The sequence below is a fragment of the Bacillus sp. 11B20 genome (genome assembly GCF_056098985.1).
In genome coordinates this window covers 35,703-54,296 of the sequence record NZ_JBLZWZ010000008.1, presented here as the reverse complement: position 1 = coordinate 54,296, position 18,594 = coordinate 35,703, and the positions used below count along the sequence as shown (strand labels likewise).

General features: G+C 41.2%; 20 protein-coding genes. 15 read left to right on the top strand and 5 right to left on the bottom strand.

What is annotated here, in order from left to right; translation table 11 throughout:
* The first annotated feature begins 31 nt into the window (after positions 1–31).
* Positions 32–1,834, top strand: a complete 1,803-nt coding sequence (gene recQ, locus ACN6NB_RS09390; RefSeq protein ID WP_039179275.1) for a DNA helicase RecQ — start codon at positions 32–34, stop codon at positions 1,832–1,834.
* Between the two features lie 234 nt (positions 1,835–2,068).
* Positions 2,069–2,860, top strand: coding sequence for a LysM peptidoglycan-binding and 3D domain-containing protein (locus ACN6NB_RS09385; RefSeq protein ID WP_039179273.1), 792 nt, complete (start codon positions 2,069–2,071; stop codon positions 2,858–2,860).
* Positions 2,861–3,013: 153 nt separating this feature from the next.
* On the opposite strand, the gene ACN6NB_RS09380 is transcribed toward ACN6NB_RS09385, so the two are convergent.
* Positions 3,014–3,526 carry a GNAT family protein gene (locus tag ACN6NB_RS09380; protein WP_039183160.1) on the bottom strand — a complete coding sequence of 171 codons (513 nt, stop codon included), beginning with the start codon at positions 3,524–3,526 and terminating at the stop codon, positions 3,014–3,016.
* Between the two features lie 198 nt (positions 3,527–3,724).
* Between ACN6NB_RS09380 and ACN6NB_RS09375 the strand changes: the two genes are divergently transcribed.
* From ACN6NB_RS09375 to prpB, 4 genes are all read left to right on the top strand, one after another.
* A complete protein-coding gene (locus tag ACN6NB_RS09375) occupies positions 3,725–4,264 on the top strand; it encodes a DUF420 domain-containing protein (RefSeq protein ID WP_024422676.1) in 540 nt (179 codons plus the stop codon).
* A 168-nt stretch (positions 4,265–4,432) separates the two neighbouring features.
* Positions 4,433–5,575 carry a citrate synthase gene (mmgD, locus tag ACN6NB_RS09370; protein ID WP_047203849.1) on the top strand — a complete coding sequence of 381 codons (1,143 nt, stop codon included), beginning with the start codon at positions 4,433–4,435 and terminating at the stop codon, positions 5,573–5,575.
* Positions 5,576–5,577: 2 nt separating this feature from the next.
* Positions 5,578–7,014, top strand: a complete 1,437-nt coding sequence (locus ACN6NB_RS09365) for a bifunctional 2-methylcitrate dehydratase/aconitate hydratase (RefSeq protein WP_144490247.1) — start codon at positions 5,578–5,580, stop codon at positions 7,012–7,014.
* A gap of 12 nt (positions 7,015–7,026) precedes the next feature.
* Positions 7,027–7,944 carry a methylisocitrate lyase gene (prpB, locus tag ACN6NB_RS09360; protein WP_099663407.1) on the top strand — a complete coding sequence of 306 codons (918 nt, stop codon included), beginning with the start codon at positions 7,027–7,029 and terminating at the stop codon, positions 7,942–7,944.
* Between the two features lie 233 nt (positions 7,945–8,177).
* Here the strand turns inward: prpB and ACN6NB_RS09355 are convergent, their stop codons facing one another.
* Both ACN6NB_RS09355 and ACN6NB_RS09350 read right to left on the bottom strand, forming a co-directional pair.
* Positions 8,178–8,840, bottom strand: a complete 663-nt coding sequence (locus ACN6NB_RS09355) for a lysozyme family protein (RefSeq protein ID WP_144490246.1) — start codon at positions 8,838–8,840, stop codon at positions 8,178–8,180.
* 97 nt (positions 8,841–8,937) lie between these two features.
* Complete coding sequence (locus tag ACN6NB_RS09350) at positions 8,938–10,263, bottom strand: APC family permease (RefSeq protein WP_039179257.1); 1,326 nt, start codon at positions 10,261–10,263, stop codon at positions 8,938–8,940.
* Between the two features lie 186 nt (positions 10,264–10,449).
* Here ACN6NB_RS09350 and czrA point away from each other — a divergent pair, with 186 nt between their 5' ends.
* Complete coding sequence (gene czrA, locus ACN6NB_RS09345) at positions 10,450–10,779, top strand: Zn(II)-responsive metalloregulatory transcriptional repressor CzrA (RefSeq protein WP_024422670.1); 330 nt, start codon at positions 10,450–10,452, stop codon at positions 10,777–10,779.
* Between the two features lie 31 nt (positions 10,780–10,810).
* Here czrA and ACN6NB_RS09340 read toward each other — a convergent pair whose 3' ends face one another.
* Positions 10,811–11,335, bottom strand: a complete 525-nt coding sequence (locus tag ACN6NB_RS09340; RefSeq protein WP_126681691.1) for a CcdC protein domain-containing protein — start codon at positions 11,333–11,335, stop codon at positions 10,811–10,813.
* Positions 11,336–11,453: 118 nt separating this feature from the next.
* Between ACN6NB_RS09340 and ACN6NB_RS09335 the strand changes: the two genes are divergently transcribed.
* From ACN6NB_RS09335 to ACN6NB_RS09305, 7 genes are all read left to right on the top strand, one after another.
* Positions 11,454–12,386 carry a helix-turn-helix transcriptional regulator gene (locus ACN6NB_RS09335; protein ID WP_151284353.1) on the top strand — a complete coding sequence of 311 codons (933 nt, stop codon included), beginning with the start codon at positions 11,454–11,456 and terminating at the stop codon, positions 12,384–12,386.
* A gap of 54 nt (positions 12,387–12,440) precedes the next feature.
* A complete protein-coding gene (locus tag ACN6NB_RS09330) occupies positions 12,441–12,914 on the top strand; it encodes a GyrI-like domain-containing protein (protein WP_039179246.1) in 474 nt (157 codons plus the stop codon).
* Positions 12,915–12,950: 36 nt separating this feature from the next.
* The gene (locus ACN6NB_RS09325; RefSeq protein WP_474253330.1) at positions 12,951–13,670 is read left to right on the top strand and encodes an MBL fold metallo-hydrolase; all 720 of its coding nucleotides are present in this window, start codon (positions 12,951–12,953) and stop codon (positions 13,668–13,670) included.
* Positions 13,671–13,673: 3 nt separating this feature from the next.
* Positions 13,674–14,246: a TetR/AcrR family transcriptional regulator gene (locus tag ACN6NB_RS09320; protein WP_058837910.1), complete on the top strand. Its 573-nt coding sequence runs from the start codon at positions 13,674–13,676 to the stop codon at positions 14,244–14,246.
* A gap of 135 nt (positions 14,247–14,381) precedes the next feature.
* Positions 14,382–15,263: a membrane protein gene (locus tag ACN6NB_RS09315; RefSeq protein ID WP_039179237.1), complete on the top strand. Its 882-nt coding sequence runs from the start codon at positions 14,382–14,384 to the stop codon at positions 15,261–15,263.
* On the top strand, positions 15,226–15,834 hold the full coding sequence (locus ACN6NB_RS09310) for a DUF4166 domain-containing protein (RefSeq protein ID WP_039179234.1): 609 nt from the start codon (positions 15,226–15,228) through the stop codon (positions 15,832–15,834). The genes ACN6NB_RS09315 and ACN6NB_RS09310 overlap by 38 nt, the downstream gene beginning before the upstream one ends.
* Complete coding sequence (locus ACN6NB_RS09305; RefSeq protein WP_228280261.1) at positions 15,824–17,452, top strand: YndJ family protein; 1,629 nt, start codon at positions 15,824–15,826, stop codon at positions 17,450–17,452. Before ACN6NB_RS09310 ends, ACN6NB_RS09305 begins: the two co-directional genes overlap by 11 nt.
* Here the strand turns inward: ACN6NB_RS09305 and ACN6NB_RS09300 are convergent.
* Complete coding sequence (locus tag ACN6NB_RS09300; protein ID WP_039179231.1) at positions 17,449–17,928, bottom strand: hypothetical protein; 480 nt, start codon at positions 17,926–17,928, stop codon at positions 17,449–17,451. The genes ACN6NB_RS09305 and ACN6NB_RS09300 overlap by 4 nt on opposite strands.
* Positions 17,929–18,173: 245 nt before the next feature.
* On the opposite strand from ACN6NB_RS09300, the gene csaA reads away from it, so the two are divergent.
* Positions 18,174–18,506 (top strand): chaperone CsaA, encoded by a 333-nt coding sequence (gene csaA, locus ACN6NB_RS09295; RefSeq protein ID WP_039179228.1) that lies wholly within the window; start codon positions 18,174–18,176, stop codon positions 18,504–18,506.
* Positions 18,507–18,594 lie beyond the last annotated feature (88 nt).

The following is an 18,594-nucleotide window of genomic DNA, read 5'->3' as shown; positions in this document are numbered from 1 at the left end:
TAGACAAAACAAAAGACGGAGAGGGAATTGGATGTTAGAACAAGCAGAAGCACTCCTGAAACAATACTTTGGCTTTGACACCTTTAGGCAGGGACAGAAACAAGCCATTGAATCGATTGTAAACAAACAGAAGGATACCGTCTGTATTATGCCGACAGGCGGAGGGAAATCGGTTTGTTACCAGATTCCTGCCCTGATGATGGAAGGAACAACGATCGTTGTATCCCCGCTAATTTCTTTAATGAAAGATCAAGTCGATGCGCTAAATGAGATGGGCATACGATCTTCCTTTTTAAACAGCACACTTTCTGCAGCTGAAATGAATAAAAGGCTGAAAAAATGTGCAGATGGGGAATATCAGCTGCTTTATATCACACCTGAACGTTTACAAAATGAACGTTTTTTTCAGCTCCTTGATCGGTTAACGATCCCTTTAATCGCAATTGATGAAGCGCACTGTATATCTGAGTGGGGGCATGATTTTAGGCCAAGCTATCGCTTTATTCAAGAATGCTTAGATAAATTGACAAAAAGGCCAGTGATAGTCGCGCTAACGGCTACAGCCACGAAAAAGGTCCACCGAGATATATGTGAACAGCTTGGCATGAACGAAGAAGAAACCATCTTTACTGGGTTTGCTAGAGAGAATTTGTCTTTTCAGGTGGTCAAAGGAGAAAATAGTGACCGCTTTATCACACATTATATGAAGAAAAACAAGCTTGAGTCCGGCATTATCTATACAGCTACAAGAAAAGAAGCTGAAAACATTTACAATCGGCTAAAGAAACAAAAGATCAAAGCTGGCATTTATCATGGCGGGTTAGATGACGATGTGAGAGAAGAGCAGCAAAACCTGTTTTTAAATGATGACATCCAGGTCATGGTCGCTACATCTGCATTTGGCATGGGAATTAATAAGTCAAATGTCCGTTTTGTCATTCATCATCAAATTCCAAGGGATATTGAGAGCTACTATCAAGAAGCTGGGCGCGCAGGCAGAGACGGTCTTGAAAGTGAATGTATTTTACTGTTTTCGCCGCAGGGCGTACGAATGCAGCGCTTCCTCATTGAACAGTCAACAGAAGATGAAGTGCGCTATCAGCATGAACTGCTTAAACTAAGACAAATGGTGGATTACTGTCATACTGAGCAATGTTTGCAGCAATTTGTAATGGACTACTTTGATCAATCAACAAGTACTCCTTGCCAAAAATGCAGCAATTGCCTTGATGAAAGAGAGCGTGAAGAGGTCACTCGAGAAGCGCAAATGGTTTTATCGTGTACGGTTAGAATGAACGAGCGATTTGGAAAAATGATGATTGCTCAAGTACTGGCAGGCTCTAAAAATAAAAAAGTGCTTGATCTTGGTTTCGACCGTCTTCCTACATACGCTTTAATGAAGCAGCAATCAGCCCAGCAAATCAGTGATTTCATCGAATTCCTAATTACAGAAGAGTATTTGCACATGTCTGAAGGGGCTTACCCAACATTAAAAGTGACACATAAAGGGAAGAAAGTGTTAGTCGGACAAGAGGCTGTGTATAAAAAGCAGGCAGTTAAAAGAGAGGCGATTCAAGAAAACGATGCATTATTTGAGCAGCTGAGAGCGGTGAGAATGAAGCTGGCGAGAGAGCAGGGCGTTCCGCCATTTGTTGTATTTTCTGATCAAACATTGAAGGAAATGTCAGCTGTTCAACCTAAAACAGAAGAAGAACTTCTCCATATTAAGGGAATAGGCGCTCAAAAAAGAGAGAAATACGGGGATGTTTTTCTAGAAGAAATCCGTTTATTTATAGAAAAAGAGAAAAATAAAGAGGTTGAAGAAGAAAAATAAATTTTTTTCGCTGCGTTTGGACACGTTTTCAACAGGAGGTTTCTGATTCTTTCAAAACCTTGATATGGCGGGTAATTGAGCTGTTTTGTGGTCTGATTTACCAATGGAGAGAGATGTTTCATGTAAAGGAACTGTAATCTAAAACATATCGTTTTGTTATTGAATTGACATTTACATATGTTACGATAGCACTCGTTAGCCGCCATAAAAAGCTAACAAGGGAGGATTTACTTTATGAAGAAGACTATTATGTCCTTGGTTGCTGTTGCAGCAATCTCAACAACAGCATTTGGAGCACAGCAAGCTTCTGCAAAGGAAATCACTGTGAAGAAAGGTGATACACTTTGGGGAATCTCTCAAAAAAATGATGTGTCTCTAAAGGACCTAAAGGGTTGGAACAATTTATCTACAGACATGATTTATGTAGGTGATAAATTGACAATCTCTTCAAAAGAGAAAACTCAGGAGCAGTATAAAGTCCAGAAGGGGGACAGCCTCTGGAAAATCGCTCAAAAATTCAATGTGTCAATTAGCGATATTAAGTCTTGGAATAACTTAAACTCAGATATAATTGTGACTGGTTCAACACTAAGTGTTGCTGGTCAAAGCTCAGCTCCGGTAAGCTCAGAGCCTGTACAAAAACAGGAGCCTGTCCAAAAAGAGCAAACAACACAAAAAGCTGCTCCTAAAAAGGAAACAGCTAAAGCAGAATCATCTTCTGCTAGTCAAAGTGTACAAAAAGAATTGACTGTAACGGCTACGGCTTATACAGCAAATGATGGTGGCATCTCAGGTATCACTGCAACAGGGGTAAACTTAAACAAAAACCCAAATGCGAAAGTCATTGCAGTAGATCCTAATGTCATTCCATTAGGAAGTAAGGTTTATGTTGAAGGCTACGGTGAAGCTACCGCAGCAGATACTGGCGGCGCAATTAAAGGTAACAAAATTGATGTACATGTACCAAGCAAATCCCAAGCAAAAAATTGGGGCGTAAAATCAGTCAAAGTGAAAGTACTTAACTAGTAATCTATTGTTTTTTGGAAGAAAGCATCAGGTGGCGGCCTGATGCTTTTATTGTACCCTTTTTTTGGTCAAAAAAACACATATTTTTCAGAAAAATTTGCATTTTCGACAAAAACCAGCGTATATTCTATCACACACGCTGGTTTTTTGGCGTTAGCTGTCCACCCAATAAATTTCCCCGCTTTGTTCTTCCCAATTAATTTGGACATCAAATTGGTGCTTTTCATAAAAGTGAATCAAGCGGTCCACGTGATTCCAATCTCTTTTGACGAGGTCACCTGTGATGACTGGAATGTTCTGCTCTCTTGCGATTTCTTTTAAATGCTTCATGCAGATTGAGCCGTATCCATTATCGGGAGGGCCTTTAATATCAGCAATATGAATCTTTCCTTCTTCAGGATATTCCGCGATTAAGGAAAAATCAGATTGTCCGCGAAAAGCTTTTTCACAATCGCTGAGCATGATTTTGCATGTATCAGCACTTTCAATGGCAGAGACAATCATCCATTCATCTTCTTTCGCCTGATCAATGCCAATGATCTTTGCTTTTTTCGAAATATCTTTCATATTTTCTTGCATTCGATACATTTGGAACTGCAATTGCTGTAATTCTTGCTCTAACGTCTTCACATCTTTGGTTGTTTCCTGTAAGATTGACAAGTCCATTACTCCTTTCATATAAGAAATCATAAAAACCACATAAATTCCAATTCTAAAGGAAGTGGATGGATCTTTCAAGCCGTTAGAACGCCAGTAATCGGCAAGTTTGTCTAAAATTCGACGAAGACAGCGAATTCATTGACTTTATAGAGAAAGTTAAATAACATACTCTTAGTCGGAACTAATAAAGAGAGGTTTTCAAACATGAACGAACAGAATCAAAAACCGAAAAATTTCACCGGCATTGTTGTCATTTTAACAATTGCCATAAACGGATTAATCGCTTTATTATTTTTAATGCCAAAAACAGATAAATTTAGTCATCTGGACATTACATTTCTTCCTTTACTGAATGCCGTGATGAACAGCTTTACGTTTATCTTCTTACTTTCAGCACTCATTATGATTAAACAAAAGAACATTAAAGCACATAGACGATTTATCTTTGCTGCATTTTCAACAACACTTGTCTTTTTAATTTCCTATGTGACATATCATTCAATGGCAGCTGATACACACTTCGGAGGAGAAGGGATCATCCGTCCAATTTACTTCTTTATTTTGATTACACATATTGTGCTTTCAGCAATTATTGTACCGCTTGCATTGATTACACTATTTAGAGGCGCACAGATGCAGGTTGAGCGTCACCGTAAAATTGCCCGCTGGACGATGCCGCTTTGGCTCTATGTTAGTCTCACTGGCGTCATTGTCTATATCATGATTTCTCCATACTACAGCTAACGTATGTCCAACTGGACATACGTTCTTTTATTTACAAGATGAAGTGCTTTGGATAGAATGGAAATTGGATATCCGACTTGCACGGTATCTTCCCATCTATAGATTCACATCATTTCTGGCCGTTTGCTCGTTTGGAGATCAACAATTGGACGAAACGGGGGTTATATGATGACTGAACAATTGCAGTATAAACCGGGGCTTGAAGACATTGTGGCAAGCGAAACATCCATATCATACTTAGATGTGGAGCAAGAGGAAATTGTGATTCGCGGGTACGACCTCATTGAGCTAGCACAAAACAAGACATATTTAGAAACAGCCTATCTGCTTATTTATGGAAGATTACCAGATACGATGGAATATCACCAATTTCAGCAAGATATATCCTCACAAACGAACTTACATCCAACCATTCAAACCATTTTAACGAAGCTGCCAAAAACCACTCACCCTATGGATGCGATGAGAACATGCTTATCTGCTCTTGCAGGGTACGATGATGCATTACATGATCGATCAGAAGCGTGCCAAGTGAAGCGTGCAGTTCGATTACTAGGCCAGCTGCCGGCCATTGTTGCTGGAAGCTATCATATTCTCACAAAAGACGCCGCTATTTCTCCAGATCAGACCAAATCCTACACTGAAAACTTTTTATCCATGCTAACTGGACGCACCCCGACCCAAGACGAAATCACCGCTTTTGACCAAACACTTACATTATATAGTGAACATGAGCTGCCGAATTCAACGTTTGCAGCTAGAGTCATTGCATCCACGCATTCTGACATGTATGGTGCTTTTACTGGAGCGATCTCTTCATTAAAAGGTGACCTCCACGGAGGAGCAAATGAAGCTGTCATGCACATGCTTCTTGAAGGAAAAACAACGGAAGGATTTCTTGCGCTCATTGAACGAAAATTAGCCGCAAAAGAAAAAATGATGGGTTTTGGCCACAGAGTATACATGAGAAAAATGGATCCGCGTGCCGCTCTTTTAAAACGTTCATTGAAAACGCTTACTGAATCAAAGGGAGATACAACGCTATATGACATGTGTGTAGCAGGAGAGGCATACATGAAAGAGCAGAAAAACCTCTATCCGAATCTTGATTATTACGCCGCTCCTATTTATTACGTGCTTGGAATTCCTATTTCACTTTATACACCCATTTTCTTTGCTGCAAGGGCTAGTGGATTAGCCGCTCATGTTATTGAACAGCATTTGCATAATCGCATTTTTAGACCGAGAGTCCGGTATTTAGGGCCAAGAGGATTAAAGGTTTCAAATGATGATGGAAAAACGGGGGAATGAATATGAACAAAACAGCAGTCGCCAATCAAACAGATCAGCTATTAGAAGAAATTGCTGCCTATGCAGTAGACGGAGAAATTACGAGCAAAGAGGCCATTGAAACCGCGCGTTATGTGCTCATAGACACGCTCGGGTGCGGAATGCTTGCGCTCAATTTTCCAGAATGTACGAAGCACCTTGGTCCCATCGTACCTGGAACAGTCGTACCTAACGGAGCAAGAGTTCCCGGCACTTCGTTTGTGCTAGATCCTGTTCAAGCGGCTTTTAATATTGGCTGTATGATTCGCTGGTTAGATTATAATGACACATGGCTTGCACAGGAGTGGGGCCATCCGTCAGATAACTTAGGCGGAATATTAGCTGTAAGTGATTATATCAGCAGAACTCGCCTTGCAAATGGAGAAGAGCCGCTAACGATGAATGACGTACTGCATGCAATCGTCAAGGCACATGAAATTCAAGGTGTGCTCGCTTTAGAAAATTGTCTGAATCGAAATGGATTGGACCATGTGCTATTTGTCAAAGTGGCAACAAGTGCAGTTGTATGTGCAATGCTTGGCGGAACAAAGGAAGAAGTCCAGCATGTGTTATCACAAGCGTTTGTTGATAATTCCCCGCTTAGAACATATCGCCACGCCCCAAACACAGGATCTAGGAAATCATGGGCAGCAGGGGATGCAACAAGCCGCGGAGTGAGACTGGCAATGATGACACGAAAAGGGGAAATGGGCTATCAAACGCCGCTTAGTGCAGAGAAGTGGGGCTTTGAAGATGTTCTTATGAAAGGAAAACCACTTACGCTCGCCCAGCCTCTTGGATCATACGTCATAGAAAATGTTCTTTTCAAAATTGCTTATCCTGCTGAATTCCATGCGCAGACTGCTGCAGAGGCGGCTGTGATGCTGCATGACGCGGTAAAAGATCGTTTAGATGAAATTGACCGGGTAGAGATTACGACACATGAGTCAGCGATTCGGATTATTGATAAGAAAGGGCCGCTTTATAATCCGGCAGACCGTGATCATTGCTTGCAGTATATTACAGCCATTGGACTGATTTATGGTGAGCTAACAGCTGACCATTATGAAGAAGAAACGGCGCAAAATCCGGCCATTGATCGTCTGCGTGATCAAATGGTTGTGAAAGAGGATAAGCGTTATACAGAGGATTATTTAGATCCGAAAAAGAGATCAATTGCAAACTGTGTACAAATTTTCTTTAAAGACGGGACGATGACAGACCGAATTGAAATTGAATATCCGCTTGGTCATCGTAGAAGAAGACAGGAAGGCATTCCGCTGCTTGAAAAGAAGTGGATCTATCATTTGAAGACAAGATTTCCACAAAAACAAGTAGATCAAATTGTGTCACTCTGCCAAAATCCAAATCAATTAAAAACAACAACAGTACCAGCATTTATGGACTTATTCGTTATATAAGGGGGAGCTAGCGTGTGGATCGTGAATGAAGAAAGAAGTCAGGCTGATTTAGCCGCAGCCTTTAAAGAACAAATGAACAAATCAGCTTTATTTCAAATTCCAGGCGTTCACGATGGAATGTCTGCGCTCTATGCAAAAAAAATGGGCTTTCAAGGACTCTATTTATCAGGTGCCGCTTTTTGTGCCAGCAAAGGACTGCCTGATCTCGGCATGATCCATTCAACAGAAATGGCTGAAAAAGCGAAGGAGATTATTCGAGCATCCCAGCTGCCGCTTTTGGTCGATATGGATACAGGCTATGGCGGTGTTTTAAATGCAGCAAGAGCGGCAAAAGAAATGGTTGAAAGCAAGGTGGCAGCTGTTCAAATTGAAGATCAGCAAATGCCGAAAAAATGCGGGCATTTAAATGGGAAATCACTCGTTCCAGTAGAAGAAATGGTCGCAAAAATCAAAGCCATCAAACAAGCGGCACCAACGCTTTTGGTGATTGCGAGAACCGATGCAAAGTCAGTAAATGGAATGGAGGATGTCATCCGCCGGGCCAATCTTTACGTAGAAGCAGGAGCTGACGCTATTTTCCCTGAGGCACTCATCACAGCAGAGGACTTCACGCATGCGTCAAACAATATTAAAGGTCCGCTCCTTGCCAATATGACGGAGTTTGGCAAGACGCCTTATTATCATGCAGACGAATTTTCAATGTTTGGCTTTCAAATGGTCATTTACCCTGTGTCATCACTCAGAGTCGCTGCAAAAGCGTATGAGCGTTTATTTACAGAAATCATGGAAAAGGGAACGCAGCAGGGGATACTTGGGGATATGCAAACGAGAAAAGAGTTGTATGAAACGATTCATTATGATGAGTATGAGGAAATGGATCAGCATTTAGCAAAAACGATCCTCCCGGAAATTGGGAAAGAACAGCGATAAAATGAAAAGCACTTCCTTGACGGAAGTGCTTCAGCATGTAGACAAACCCTCGCATTCGGTGTCAGGTCTGCGTGCCGGTGCTCACGATTGTCAAATTCGCTCCGCTCCGGTACTCGTCCTTCCTAGAATGCAAAGGTTTTCCATCACGCTGAAAAGAAGACAAAGGGCTAAAATCAAGATCATTTTAGCCCTTTGTCAACAATCTAAAACACTTCCTTGACGGAAGTGTTTTTTTACGATGATGATGTGGATGATGAAGCCAATTTCATCTTTTCTTCAACTGTTTTCGTTTTTTCTTTTACTTTTTCAGCGTAAGTGAAATCACCGTAGCAATACGGATAGCGGAAGTTATCCTTGTTGCCGCCGCACGTATAGACCTTGGGGTTTCGTTTCACTTGCTTTTTGGAGTATTGCTTTGCCAATTTCTCGGAATGTTTTCCCCCGTTTTTTGCAACAAAATCAATATAGCCGATTCCCATGTTATAGCTTTGAATAATGGTTTCCAAATCAACGCCTTTTTTCTTCCCATGCTTGTACATAGTCGAAAAATGATGGACTCCTTGTTTAATGCTTTTCTGAGGGTCATTGATTTCATTTCGTTTCAAACCAAGAGATTCAGAGGACTGCATTGGATCTCCGCCTCTGCCTTTTGATTCTTGATACATCATACCGAGGATTAACGCGGTATACTGATCTAAATCTTGATCTCTTAACTCTGTTTCTACAAGCGGTTTGTAATCATCCAATCTCGACAAAACAATTGATTCCGTATCAATCGGCAGCTTTTTTAACTCCTTTTGATTAAAGGAGATGGCAATGGCTGCTAATACGAAAACAAAGAGAAAAATCGTGAAACAGCCTGAAATGGCAAAACATCCTGTTTTTTTCTTTTTCAAGGTCAGTTCACCCCTGTTTTGCCCCGCTTTTAAAAGGGAAGTACAGCCTTTTTATTATGACATATCCTAAGCAGGATACCAAGTGAAAACCTTATAATCAATCATATCCAAACGTAAATTCAGACCTTGTTTTCAGCCTGAAGCAGAAATAAATAAAACCGATCATCAGCCAAATCATGCCAATGATTAATGCATTTGTACTGATGCTCGTTAACAGCCAAATACAAAACGCCGTCCCGCATAGAGGGATCACTGCATATCTCAATGTATTCAGAACACCTCTTTGTTTTTGTCTGACGAAAAAGTACGCAAAAACAGACAAATTCACAAAGGTAAATCCAATTAACGCGCCGAAGCTGATAAAGGAATAAATGACTTCAAGTTCGCCAACGACTGCGGTTAAGGAGAAAGCCCCGATTAATAAAATATTAAAAACAGGGGTTTTTAATGTCGGATGAATATACCCGAAGAAACGCTTCGGTAACGATTGATCTCTTCCCATTGCATATAAAAGCCTTGCTGCACTCGCATGTGACGATAAGGAGGAAGAAATGACAGCGACCATTGTGCCAGCTAAAAAGAACGAGTGGAGAAATGCGCCGCCCACGAATTCTGCAATTTCAAGTGAGGCTGCATCAGGATGTTTGAACTGATGAAAATTTGGAAACACCTGCTGCAAAAAATAAGACGTCAACGTAAAAAGTACGCCTCCAATCGCAACTGTTAAGAAAATGGCAAGCGGAATCGTCTTTTTTGGTTTAATGGTTTCCTCAGACATCGTCGAAATGGCATCAAATCCAAGAAAGGAGAAACATAAAATGGTCGCTCCTGAAAAAATAAGCGCTGGATCTAAGCTCGCTGAATAAAAAGGCCGGGCTGACAATAACTCTCCACTGCCAGCGTTTTGCGTGAGCCCATAAATAACAAACCCAACAAAGGTGACGGCGACAATGACCTGAAACGTCACAAATAGCGCCGTTATGTTGGCTGTAAGCCGAATACCGATTACATTGACAGTCGTTATGGCGATAGCAAGTATGATGATCCAAATGTAATGAGGTACATCAGGAAAGGCTGCGGTTAAATAAGCACTTCCGATCGCAAAATTCACCATAGGCAGAAATAAATAATCCAGTAAAAGTGTCCAGCCTACAAGGAAGCCGACATGAGGGTGAATACTTTTTTGCGCATATGTATAAGCAGATCCTGCTTTTGGAAAAGCCTTCACCATATTCCCATAGCTAAGCGCTGTCAATAGTAATGCAAGCAGCGTAAATATATAAGCTGCAGCTACGTGTCCTTTCGTCAGCTGAGCAACAATGCCGTATGAATCAAATACGACAAGTGGATCCATATAAGCAAGCCCGATCACAACAAGTGGAAAGACAGTCAGGCTGCGTTTTAGTCTTGGCTCTTCAGTCAATTTGCCTATCAGCTCCTCTAAAAAAATGAATAAATAATGCTCATTTTAAAAAGAATGCTACCAAGTGTCAATGCTATTTGAATAAATCTTTTTTCTAAAGTGTGCCCGCTTTGCACGCCGCACGTTTTAGTATATGATGATACATAGAATAAGTCGTGATTTGACTAACAAGAAAGGTGAAGCGAAATGAAGGAAGAACTGAATACAAATCAAGAACAGGAACGGATGGAGCTGGATGAAGAAAGCTTATTTCTTGTCTCCCAAACGTTTAAAGCCTTATCTGATCCGACACGTATTCGCATTCTGCACCTGCTGTCTCAAGGTGAATACTCGGTCAATGATATCGCGGAAACGCTGAATCTCATGCAATCAACTGTTTCTCATCAGCTCCGTTTTTTAAAAAACCTTCGTCTCGTGAAATCTAGACGAGCAGGGACATCGATTTTTTACAGCCCTGAAGATCAGCATGTGATGGAAGTACTTGAACAAATGATTCACCATGCGCAGCATGACTAATAAAAACCTTCCTACTCATATAGGAAGGTTTTTACGCATGATGCATATGTGCTGATCGTTTACCTGCTTTCATCATTTGATAAGAAAAAACGACATAGTAAGCAGCTAACAGAAAAAAGCTGAGCATGGTCATGGCATCATCACTCACAATATGCTGATACAGTTCAACGACACCAATCTTTGTGAGCGAATAGTTTGTCAGCTCACCCAGCTTAAAACTAAGTCTAGATAAAAATAAGCATAAAATGAAGCTTTCAATCCATTTACTCGTTTTCACATAAAGACGGCCATTTTCTTCTTTCATCCGGATCGTCTCATAGGCATGAACGGCCAGACTGCTTCCAAAGAGCATACCAATAGCGGCATAGATGAAAATGCTGTGATTTTGCCAGCCTTCTAATAAGAGAATAAGGGCAGTGAGTCCAAATACATACATTCTCATCAAAAGACTGATTGGGCGCACAAGCTGATAGCGTCTCATACGTTTCATTCGAAAGATGATGCAGATCAGCATAATGCCTCCGATTATGAATAATTGCCACACGTGATGTGTCATGATGCAACCTCCTCCTGCATGTGCAGGGATGTAAACGAATGCTGGCTGTTCCTTATCTTTACCATTCTTTCTTTTTTTATCAAATCAAAACCTACATTTATGAAAAAGAGGAAAAGGCATGAAAATCGATCGTATTTTGTCTATTGTGATGCTGCTTATTAGCAAGAAGCAAGTCCAGGCGAAAGACCTTGCTGAACTTCATGAAGTGAGTGTGAGGACGATTTATCGCGATATTGAGACCATCAATCAAGCCGGGATTCCTGTTGTGACAATACAAGGAGCAGGTGGAGGCATTTCGCTTGTTGACGACTATCGTTTAGAGAAAAAATTATTTACCGATGATGACATTGAACTTATTTTAACAGCTCTTGAAAGCATGACGAGTGCATATTCCTTTAAAGAAAGTGAACATGTACTGAAAAAAATCAAATCTCTTATTCCGCGACAAACTCATGAAAGTGAGAAACAGCACCATGTCTTTATTGATTTAAGCTCATGGGGGAAAGACAGCCAGGCTGAGAAGAAGCTGCAGCTGATCCATACCGCTGCCTCCGCGCATCAATTCATCCAGTTCACTTATCGCAATGCAAAAGGTGAAACACTTCCACGGAAAGTGGAGCCTTATACGCTTGTCTTAAAAGGAAGGCATTGGTATTTGTATGCGTTCTGTTGTGTGAAAAAAGCTTTTCGTCTGTTCAAGCTGACAAGAATGACAGACCTCATCACCATTTCAGCATATTTCAGGCCGAAAAGAATCAAAAATGAAGAGAAGCCTTGGAATGACTCTTGGCATGAAGAACCTTCAGTCACAACGCTCACGCTCAGGTTAACGGAAGCATCAGTTGGCAAAGTGAAGGAATGGATGGATGAGAACGAATTGATCGTCAGTTCAGATGGAACCTATTTGGCAGCATTGACCGTGCCGCAAGATGATTGGCTGCACAGTTTCCTATTCCATTTAGGACCGGACGTCGACATTCTTTCACCTCAGCACATCAAGGAAGCGTTTGATCTCAAATTAAAACAATTTATGAAGAGATTAGAAACTTGACACACAGTTGTCAGGTTTCTTTTTATATGATGGGAGAAAAGGAGATGAGAATGTATGTACGATATCGTGACATTAGAAAAACAATGGATCAAAGGGTTGTCTGTTCGAACTACAAACGAAATAGAGCAAACAAAAGAGCGGAAGATTGCGCCGCTTTGGCAGGAATTTTTTGCGCAGCAGCTTCATGGGGGACAAGCCCCAGTCATAGGGCTTTATTCAGATTATGAAAAAGATGAACATGGCTCGTATTTATTCACGGCTGGGCAGTTCGCGAGGCAGCATCGAGATCATGTCATAGAGATTCCTGCGTCCACCTACGCAAGATTTCAAACGAGAAAGGGACCAATTGAAGAGGTTGTGCTTGAAGCATGGCACAAGATTTGGACGTGGGATCAGCGACAATACCGCACTTATACAGGTGATTTTGAATGGTATGATGAAAGATCTATTGATCCAAAAGAAGCGCAAATTGATATTTATATTGCGGTGGATGAAAAAATGTTTGCTAAAACTAATACCATTAGTTAATATAAAACTAACGACATTAGTTTTAGGAGGGCAATCATGAGATTAACAACTTTTGACCGTCTGCACCAGCTTACATTGATGCCGCGATTATTTCCGGTAAATTGCTATGTATTTGAGGAAGAGGAAGGACTCATTTTAATTGATGCTGCTTTAAAAATGGCGGCGAACTCGATCATCGAATTTGCCCGTAAAAAGAACAAACCAATTCATAAGATTATTCTCACTCATAGCCATATGGATCATATCGGTGCATTAGATGAGGTGAAAAAGGCTTTTCCCGAGGCAGTCGTCTATTTATCAAAACGTGATGCCCGCCTTTTTGAAGGTGACTTTTCCTTGCTGCCTAGTGAACCCCAGCAAAAAATCAAAGGCAGTTTTATGAAAAATATTCATACAAAACCGAATGTGCTTGTCGAAGAAGGAGATGAGATTGGGCCCTTCAAAGTGATTGCAACACCTGGCCATACACCTGGCAGCATTTCTTTATACGATGAAAAGTCAGGAGTTGTCATTGCAGGTGATGCACTTGTGACAAAAGGCGGCTTATCGGTAACTGGTGAGTTTCGGTGGAGCTTTCCGTTCCCGGCATTTGCCACATGGGATGCAGAAACAGCACTAAAAAGCGCTGAAAAATTACTAGCGCTGCGCTTATCCTGTCTTGCTGCCGGACATGGTGACCTTATGATAGAACCTCATGAAAAGCTTCAAGCTGCCGTCCGTAAAAGGCAGCACCAGCTAAAAAAAGGAGGGCAGTAAACCGTGTCTCCAAGAATGGGAATTACACAAGAAAAAATTATGGATACAGCGGCAGCATTTGTTGATGAAGAGGGCTTTTCCGCTTTGACCATTGCTACATTGTCTAAAAGGCTGAACATCAGACCGCCTTCTCTTTACAATCACGTATCCGGCCTTCATGAGATTCAGGCAGCACTCGCAGTAAGGGGGCTGTCCATGCTTTGTGAGGAAGGGATGCAAGTCACAGAGGGGCTGGAAAAAGAAGCAGCTGTTTTAGCCTTTGCCAGACAATATGTGCAATTTGTCCGAGAACACCCCGGTCTTTATGAAGCTGCCTTTTCACATATGAACGAAAAAGAAGTACGACTTGCAGCAGAGCGCCTTGTTCAGTTTGTTCAATCCATTATGTCACGCTTTGGTGTAAAGGAAGAGGAAATGACGCATGTTGTCAGAGGACTGAGAAGCTTACTGCACGGCTTCGGTGATATTTCTAATAAAAAGGGATTTCAACGAAAAGAACAGCTTGAAGAAAGTGTGAGCTATGCGGTTCGGCTCTATATCACAGGAGTATTGCAAAAAGAAGATCTGTCTATATGACAGGTCTTTTTTTTGCAGCGAACCGATATCATAAATGGCACAATTTTTTAAGAAAAAATGAATAAAGATTTGACAGTTTTGTGAAACATGGTATGCTTATTATGTGAAATAATTCACATAGAGGAGTAGAGGCAGATGAAAAGAAAGCCTGTTTATGTGGAAACAACCATTCATGCACCTTTAGAGAAAGTATGGGAATATACGCAAAATCCAAAGCTTCATGAACAGTGGGATTTGCGCTTTTCAACCATTTCATTAAATGAACCTCAAGATGAACAGCCCCAAACCTTTTTGTATGAAAAGCATCTTGGATTTGGTGTAAGTGTCACAGGGACAGGAGCATATCGAACTAGAATGATGGATGAACGGAATGAACGGGCATCCTCGCTGAAATTTAAATCGTCACACCCGTTGTCTTTTATCAAAGAAGGCGGCGGCTATTGGAAATATGTGAAAACGAACGATCATATTGTGTTTCAAACTCAATTTGATTACAAAACGAAAGAAGGAAAAGGATGGGCGTGGGCAGATCGATTTCTTTTTCGCCCGATGATGGGATTTATGACGGCCTTTAGTTTTGGCGCACTAAAGACGTGGCTTGAAAAGGGAACGCACCCTCGGTTGTTACTGGAGAGAACCCTTGCCCATTATGGAATTTGTTTGCTGTTTGCCATCGTCTGGCTATGCCAAGCGGTCATCCCATTTTCACATTCCGCTTTTGATCATAGCACCGGATTTCGGTTGTTTTATGCCCTGATAGGCGTATCGTGGCTGATACCTAAGCTATCAAAGAAATATCTGTTCATTCTTCAAAGCGTGTTTCTGCTGATGATGCTTTGTATCGGGATTGTATCCCCACAATCGACACTTCATGAGCCGCTTGTGATGAGTGCATTTTTGATTCTATCCATTGGAGGAATGATTAATTTAAAAGATTGTATAGATGTATTTTCGATCAAACGGAAAAGGGGAGGTAGACATGGTCGTTCATCGTCATCAAGTAAAGGATTACGATAAGCTTCATCCAAAATTAAAAGAGAGATACAACCGTGCGTTTACCGCTGAAGGCACTATGGAGGAAATAGGCGGCGGAACGAGGCTCATTCGATTTTTCTTCAAAATTGGTCCACACTTTCGCTGTTTTTTCCCCGAGAGAGGAAAAAACATTCCCTTCCGAATTGTGAATAAACCCTTTATGACAAATAAGGGAGAGGAAGGCATGCACTGGTTCCGTACGTTTTATTTCCCAAAGAAGGAAAGGCACTTTGATGCAGATATGATCATTGATGAGAAGAGTCATAAAGTACTAGACTATTTTGGAAAGCCTCGACTTCTTATGTCAGAGCTTCATTTTACAGTAACAAAGTATGGGTTCCTTCACATTCAATCCGGCCAGCAGAAACTGTTGATGTTTGGACGTGAGTGGCCGCTGCCTTCATGGCTTTATGGTGAGTCAGATGTCACAGAAGGCTACGACGAGCGTACAGATGAGTATACGATTCATGTGCATGTGAAAAATCGACTGTTTGGCACTCTTTTTACATATAAAGGCCGATTTACTGAAAGGGTGGAGTCTCATGATGAATAAATGGCACTTGATATCAAGCCTTCTCTTCATGTGTTGTTTTATCGCCGCCCGTTTGATGACAGGTCCGATAGCAGAGTTTTTTGTACTGATAGCGATTCTGTTTTTCCTTCCTGCAGTGTTAGCTTTTTTTGCGAAGGAAGAGAGTGAGAGTAAGCCGGGAGTACTGCTCGGTATTTTAATGAAAGCCTTTCCATTAGCTGCTTTTTGTGCAACGGCTGCATTTATCTATCATTCTGCTTTGTTTGCATCGGGATGGTTTTTGTATACGATCATTTTGGCGTTATATGGCTTTACTCGTTTGCTGAAAAGGGGAACCGTTCCGCTTCATGAATTGATGATTGATGGTGCATGGATGTATCTCGCTTTAGGCGGGCTTTGGTTTTGGCTGTATACAGCAGATATACAGGTGATGACCTTTTCACCAATCATCGTGCTTTTGACTGCTATTCATTTTCATTACTCTGCTTTTTTTATCCCGCTTTTCTATGGATTATTAGGGAGACAGAGAGAAAAAGAGACAGCTTTATACAAAGGGGCAGGCTGGGTGATTTTGCTGTCGCCTGTGATGATTGCTGTTGGGATTAGCTTCTCCCGTCTATTTGATACGTTCAGCGTTATGCTATATGTCATTGCACTCTATTTGTACGGCATTCTTTGTATGAGAACAAGGTTTCGATCGACTGTGGCAAAAAGGCTGGTTGTGTTTTCTAGCTGCATCTTAATGGCGACGATCGTGCTATCTCTTCTATATTCTGCCGGCATGCTCATGCACGTGACCTATATCAGTATTGATCAGATGATTTGGTTTCATGGCAGTATCAATGCCTTTTTTGTGATTTTACCAGGTCTGATTGGATGGCTGATCGAAGGGCCAAAGGATCAATTGAAACAGAAGAACTTTCCGATATCAAGCGTGCATGGCCGTTTTCATAAGATCTCTTTTCAAAAGGAAAGAATGCATGATCGCGAGAAGCTCGGTTTAGTCGATTCACTTGATGATTTAAATGGAACGACGTTTTCAGCTGAAAGGGTATCACCTGTGATTCGGAGGTTTTATGAAAATCCGACTGCATTTACGTTAAAATCAGCAGTCTGTTTTCATTGGTGGGTGAGGCCGTTTGTTTTTTTACTTCAGCCCATGTTTAAGAAAATAGGGCAGCTCTATTTAGGAACATCTCGTATCCCATATGAAATGAAGGGACGTCTGACTACATTTCAACATCCTAAAGAAGAGCGAAAGAAAGTCAGGGCGTGGATTCGTCACAACGAAAAAGGGGAGCAGGTCTTTTTTGCACTTTATGCTCATCATCACGATGCAGCTGCGGGCTATATGAATATTGCGCTGCCGCTTCCATATTCTCAGATGACCGCCATTTTAAAACCTTTTAATGAAAAGGAAGACTTTCTCTTAAAAAGTGCATGTCCAAAAGGCAGTACCGGTGACGAAGGATTGTATTTGCATACGCCTTTTATCACCATGAAACTGCCAATGGAAGAAAGCTTTCATATGAAGCCGGAGACAGATAAAAGTCTCACAGCAGTTCATCAAATGAAGCTATTCGGTATTCCCTTTTTAACGATTCATTATCAAATTGACAGCCGGAAGCCATCCTGTTAGTCAATGATGTCACATGGTTCACCGTGCCGAATGATGTTCACAATCGCTTGCCCATCACTCGGATGATGATCTGCATACTGGACTGGCAGCAGTGCAAAAAATACATAGTAGACAGAGAAGTAAGCAAATTGATAGAAAAATTGATGTTCTGGCAGGATATCATTGGCGATCATTGTATTCAGGATGAGAACACTGAGCAGGTTGCATAATGATCCGCCTAGGTAGACAAGAATGTGCGAGAATCGGTTATTTTTCCTCATTTCTTCATAATGGCAAAATGCATCTAGAAAATAGATACGTCTAATTTCAACAACGCCTATTTTCAATACTTTTTTGCCTCTGCCAAGAGCAAAAGAAACCTTTGCGCCAAACATCCACGCGACCATAATATGGCCAACCTGATGCAAGATGGCAACGATAGGAAGAATGACGAAAAACGACCAGCAAAATGTCCACATATCCGATAATGTAAACAAGTGTTAACCCCTCCCCAATATATTTGGGAGGAAGCAGTAGGATTATTTGCCATTTTACTGAATTCATTTTCAGGATGCAAACATTTAATACAAGACAATAAAATTATTATGTAAACTAAAGGTTGGATTTTGCGATGAATCGGCTTTTTGACTCACTTTTTTTACGAAATGAATGTGCTACAATGAAAAAACAATGGATGTCTCTAGTAAATGAACTTACCCTTGAATGAAGAGGAGAGAATCAGATGGCAGATATTGAACAGTTTTTAGCGTTAGATATTCGTGTTGGGACGATTATCGAAGCAGAATTCTTTGCAGAGGCAAGAGTACCTGCATTAAAACTCAAGATTGATTTTGGTGAAGAGATTGGTCTAAAACAATCCAGTGCTCAGCTGACAAAACGGTATACAGCTGAGAATATCATTGGCAGGCAAATCGTAGCAGTCGTCAATTTTCCGCCAAGAAGAATTGCAGGGTTCAAATCAGAAGTGCTTGTATTAGGGGGCATGCCGTCAAAAGAAGACGTAGTATTACTAGCAACAGATGAGCCTGTTGAAAATGGGACAAAAATAGGATAAGAAAAAAGACATCTTCCTGAGAAGATGTCTTTTGCGTATTGAGGCGGAATAACCACACGCCACATTCGTGTGTGTCTCAAGGAGACAT

Coding starts and splice junctions, on each gene's coding strand:
- csaA (WP_039179228.1), top strand. CDS start 18,174: ATGGCAGATATTGAACAGTTTTTAGCGTTAGATATTCGTGTTGGGACG.
- ACN6NB_RS09330 (WP_039179246.1), top strand. CDS start 12,441: ATGTACGATATCGTGACATTAGAAAAACAATGGATCAAAGGGTTGTCT.
- ACN6NB_RS09340 (WP_126681691.1), bottom strand. CDS start 11,335: ATGACACATCACGTGTGGCAATTATTCATAATCGGAGGCATTATGCTG.
- mmgD (WP_047203849.1), top strand. CDS start 4,433: ATGACTGAACAATTGCAGTATAAACCGGGGCTTGAAGACATTGTGGCA.
- ACN6NB_RS09305 (WP_228280261.1), top strand. CDS start 15,824: ATGATGAATAAATGGCACTTGATATCAAGCCTTCTCTTCATGTGTTGT.
- ACN6NB_RS09310 (WP_039179234.1), top strand. CDS start 15,226: ATGGTCGTTCATCGTCATCAAGTAAAGGATTACGATAAGCTTCATCCA.
- recQ (WP_039179275.1), top strand. CDS start 32: ATGTTAGAACAAGCAGAAGCACTCCTGAAACAATACTTTGGCTTTGAC.
- ACN6NB_RS09380 (WP_039183160.1), bottom strand. CDS start 3,526: ATGGACTTGTCAATCTTACAGGAAACAACCAAAGATGTGAAGACGTTA.
- ACN6NB_RS09325 (WP_474253330.1), top strand. CDS start 12,951: ATGAGATTAACAACTTTTGACCGTCTGCACCAGCTTACATTGATGCCG.
- ACN6NB_RS09385 (WP_039179273.1), top strand. CDS start 2,069: ATGAAGAAGACTATTATGTCCTTGGTTGCTGTTGCAGCAATCTCAACA.
- ACN6NB_RS09365 (WP_144490247.1), top strand. CDS start 5,578: ATGAACAAAACAGCAGTCGCCAATCAAACAGATCAGCTATTAGAAGAA.
- ACN6NB_RS09375 (WP_024422676.1), top strand. CDS start 3,725: ATGAACGAACAGAATCAAAAACCGAAAAATTTCACCGGCATTGTTGTC.
- ACN6NB_RS09315 (WP_039179237.1), top strand. CDS start 14,382: ATGAAAAGAAAGCCTGTTTATGTGGAAACAACCATTCATGCACCTTTA.
- czrA (WP_024422670.1), top strand. CDS start 10,450: ATGAAGGAAGAACTGAATACAAATCAAGAACAGGAACGGATGGAGCTG.
- ACN6NB_RS09335 (WP_151284353.1), top strand. CDS start 11,454: ATGAAAATCGATCGTATTTTGTCTATTGTGATGCTGCTTATTAGCAAG.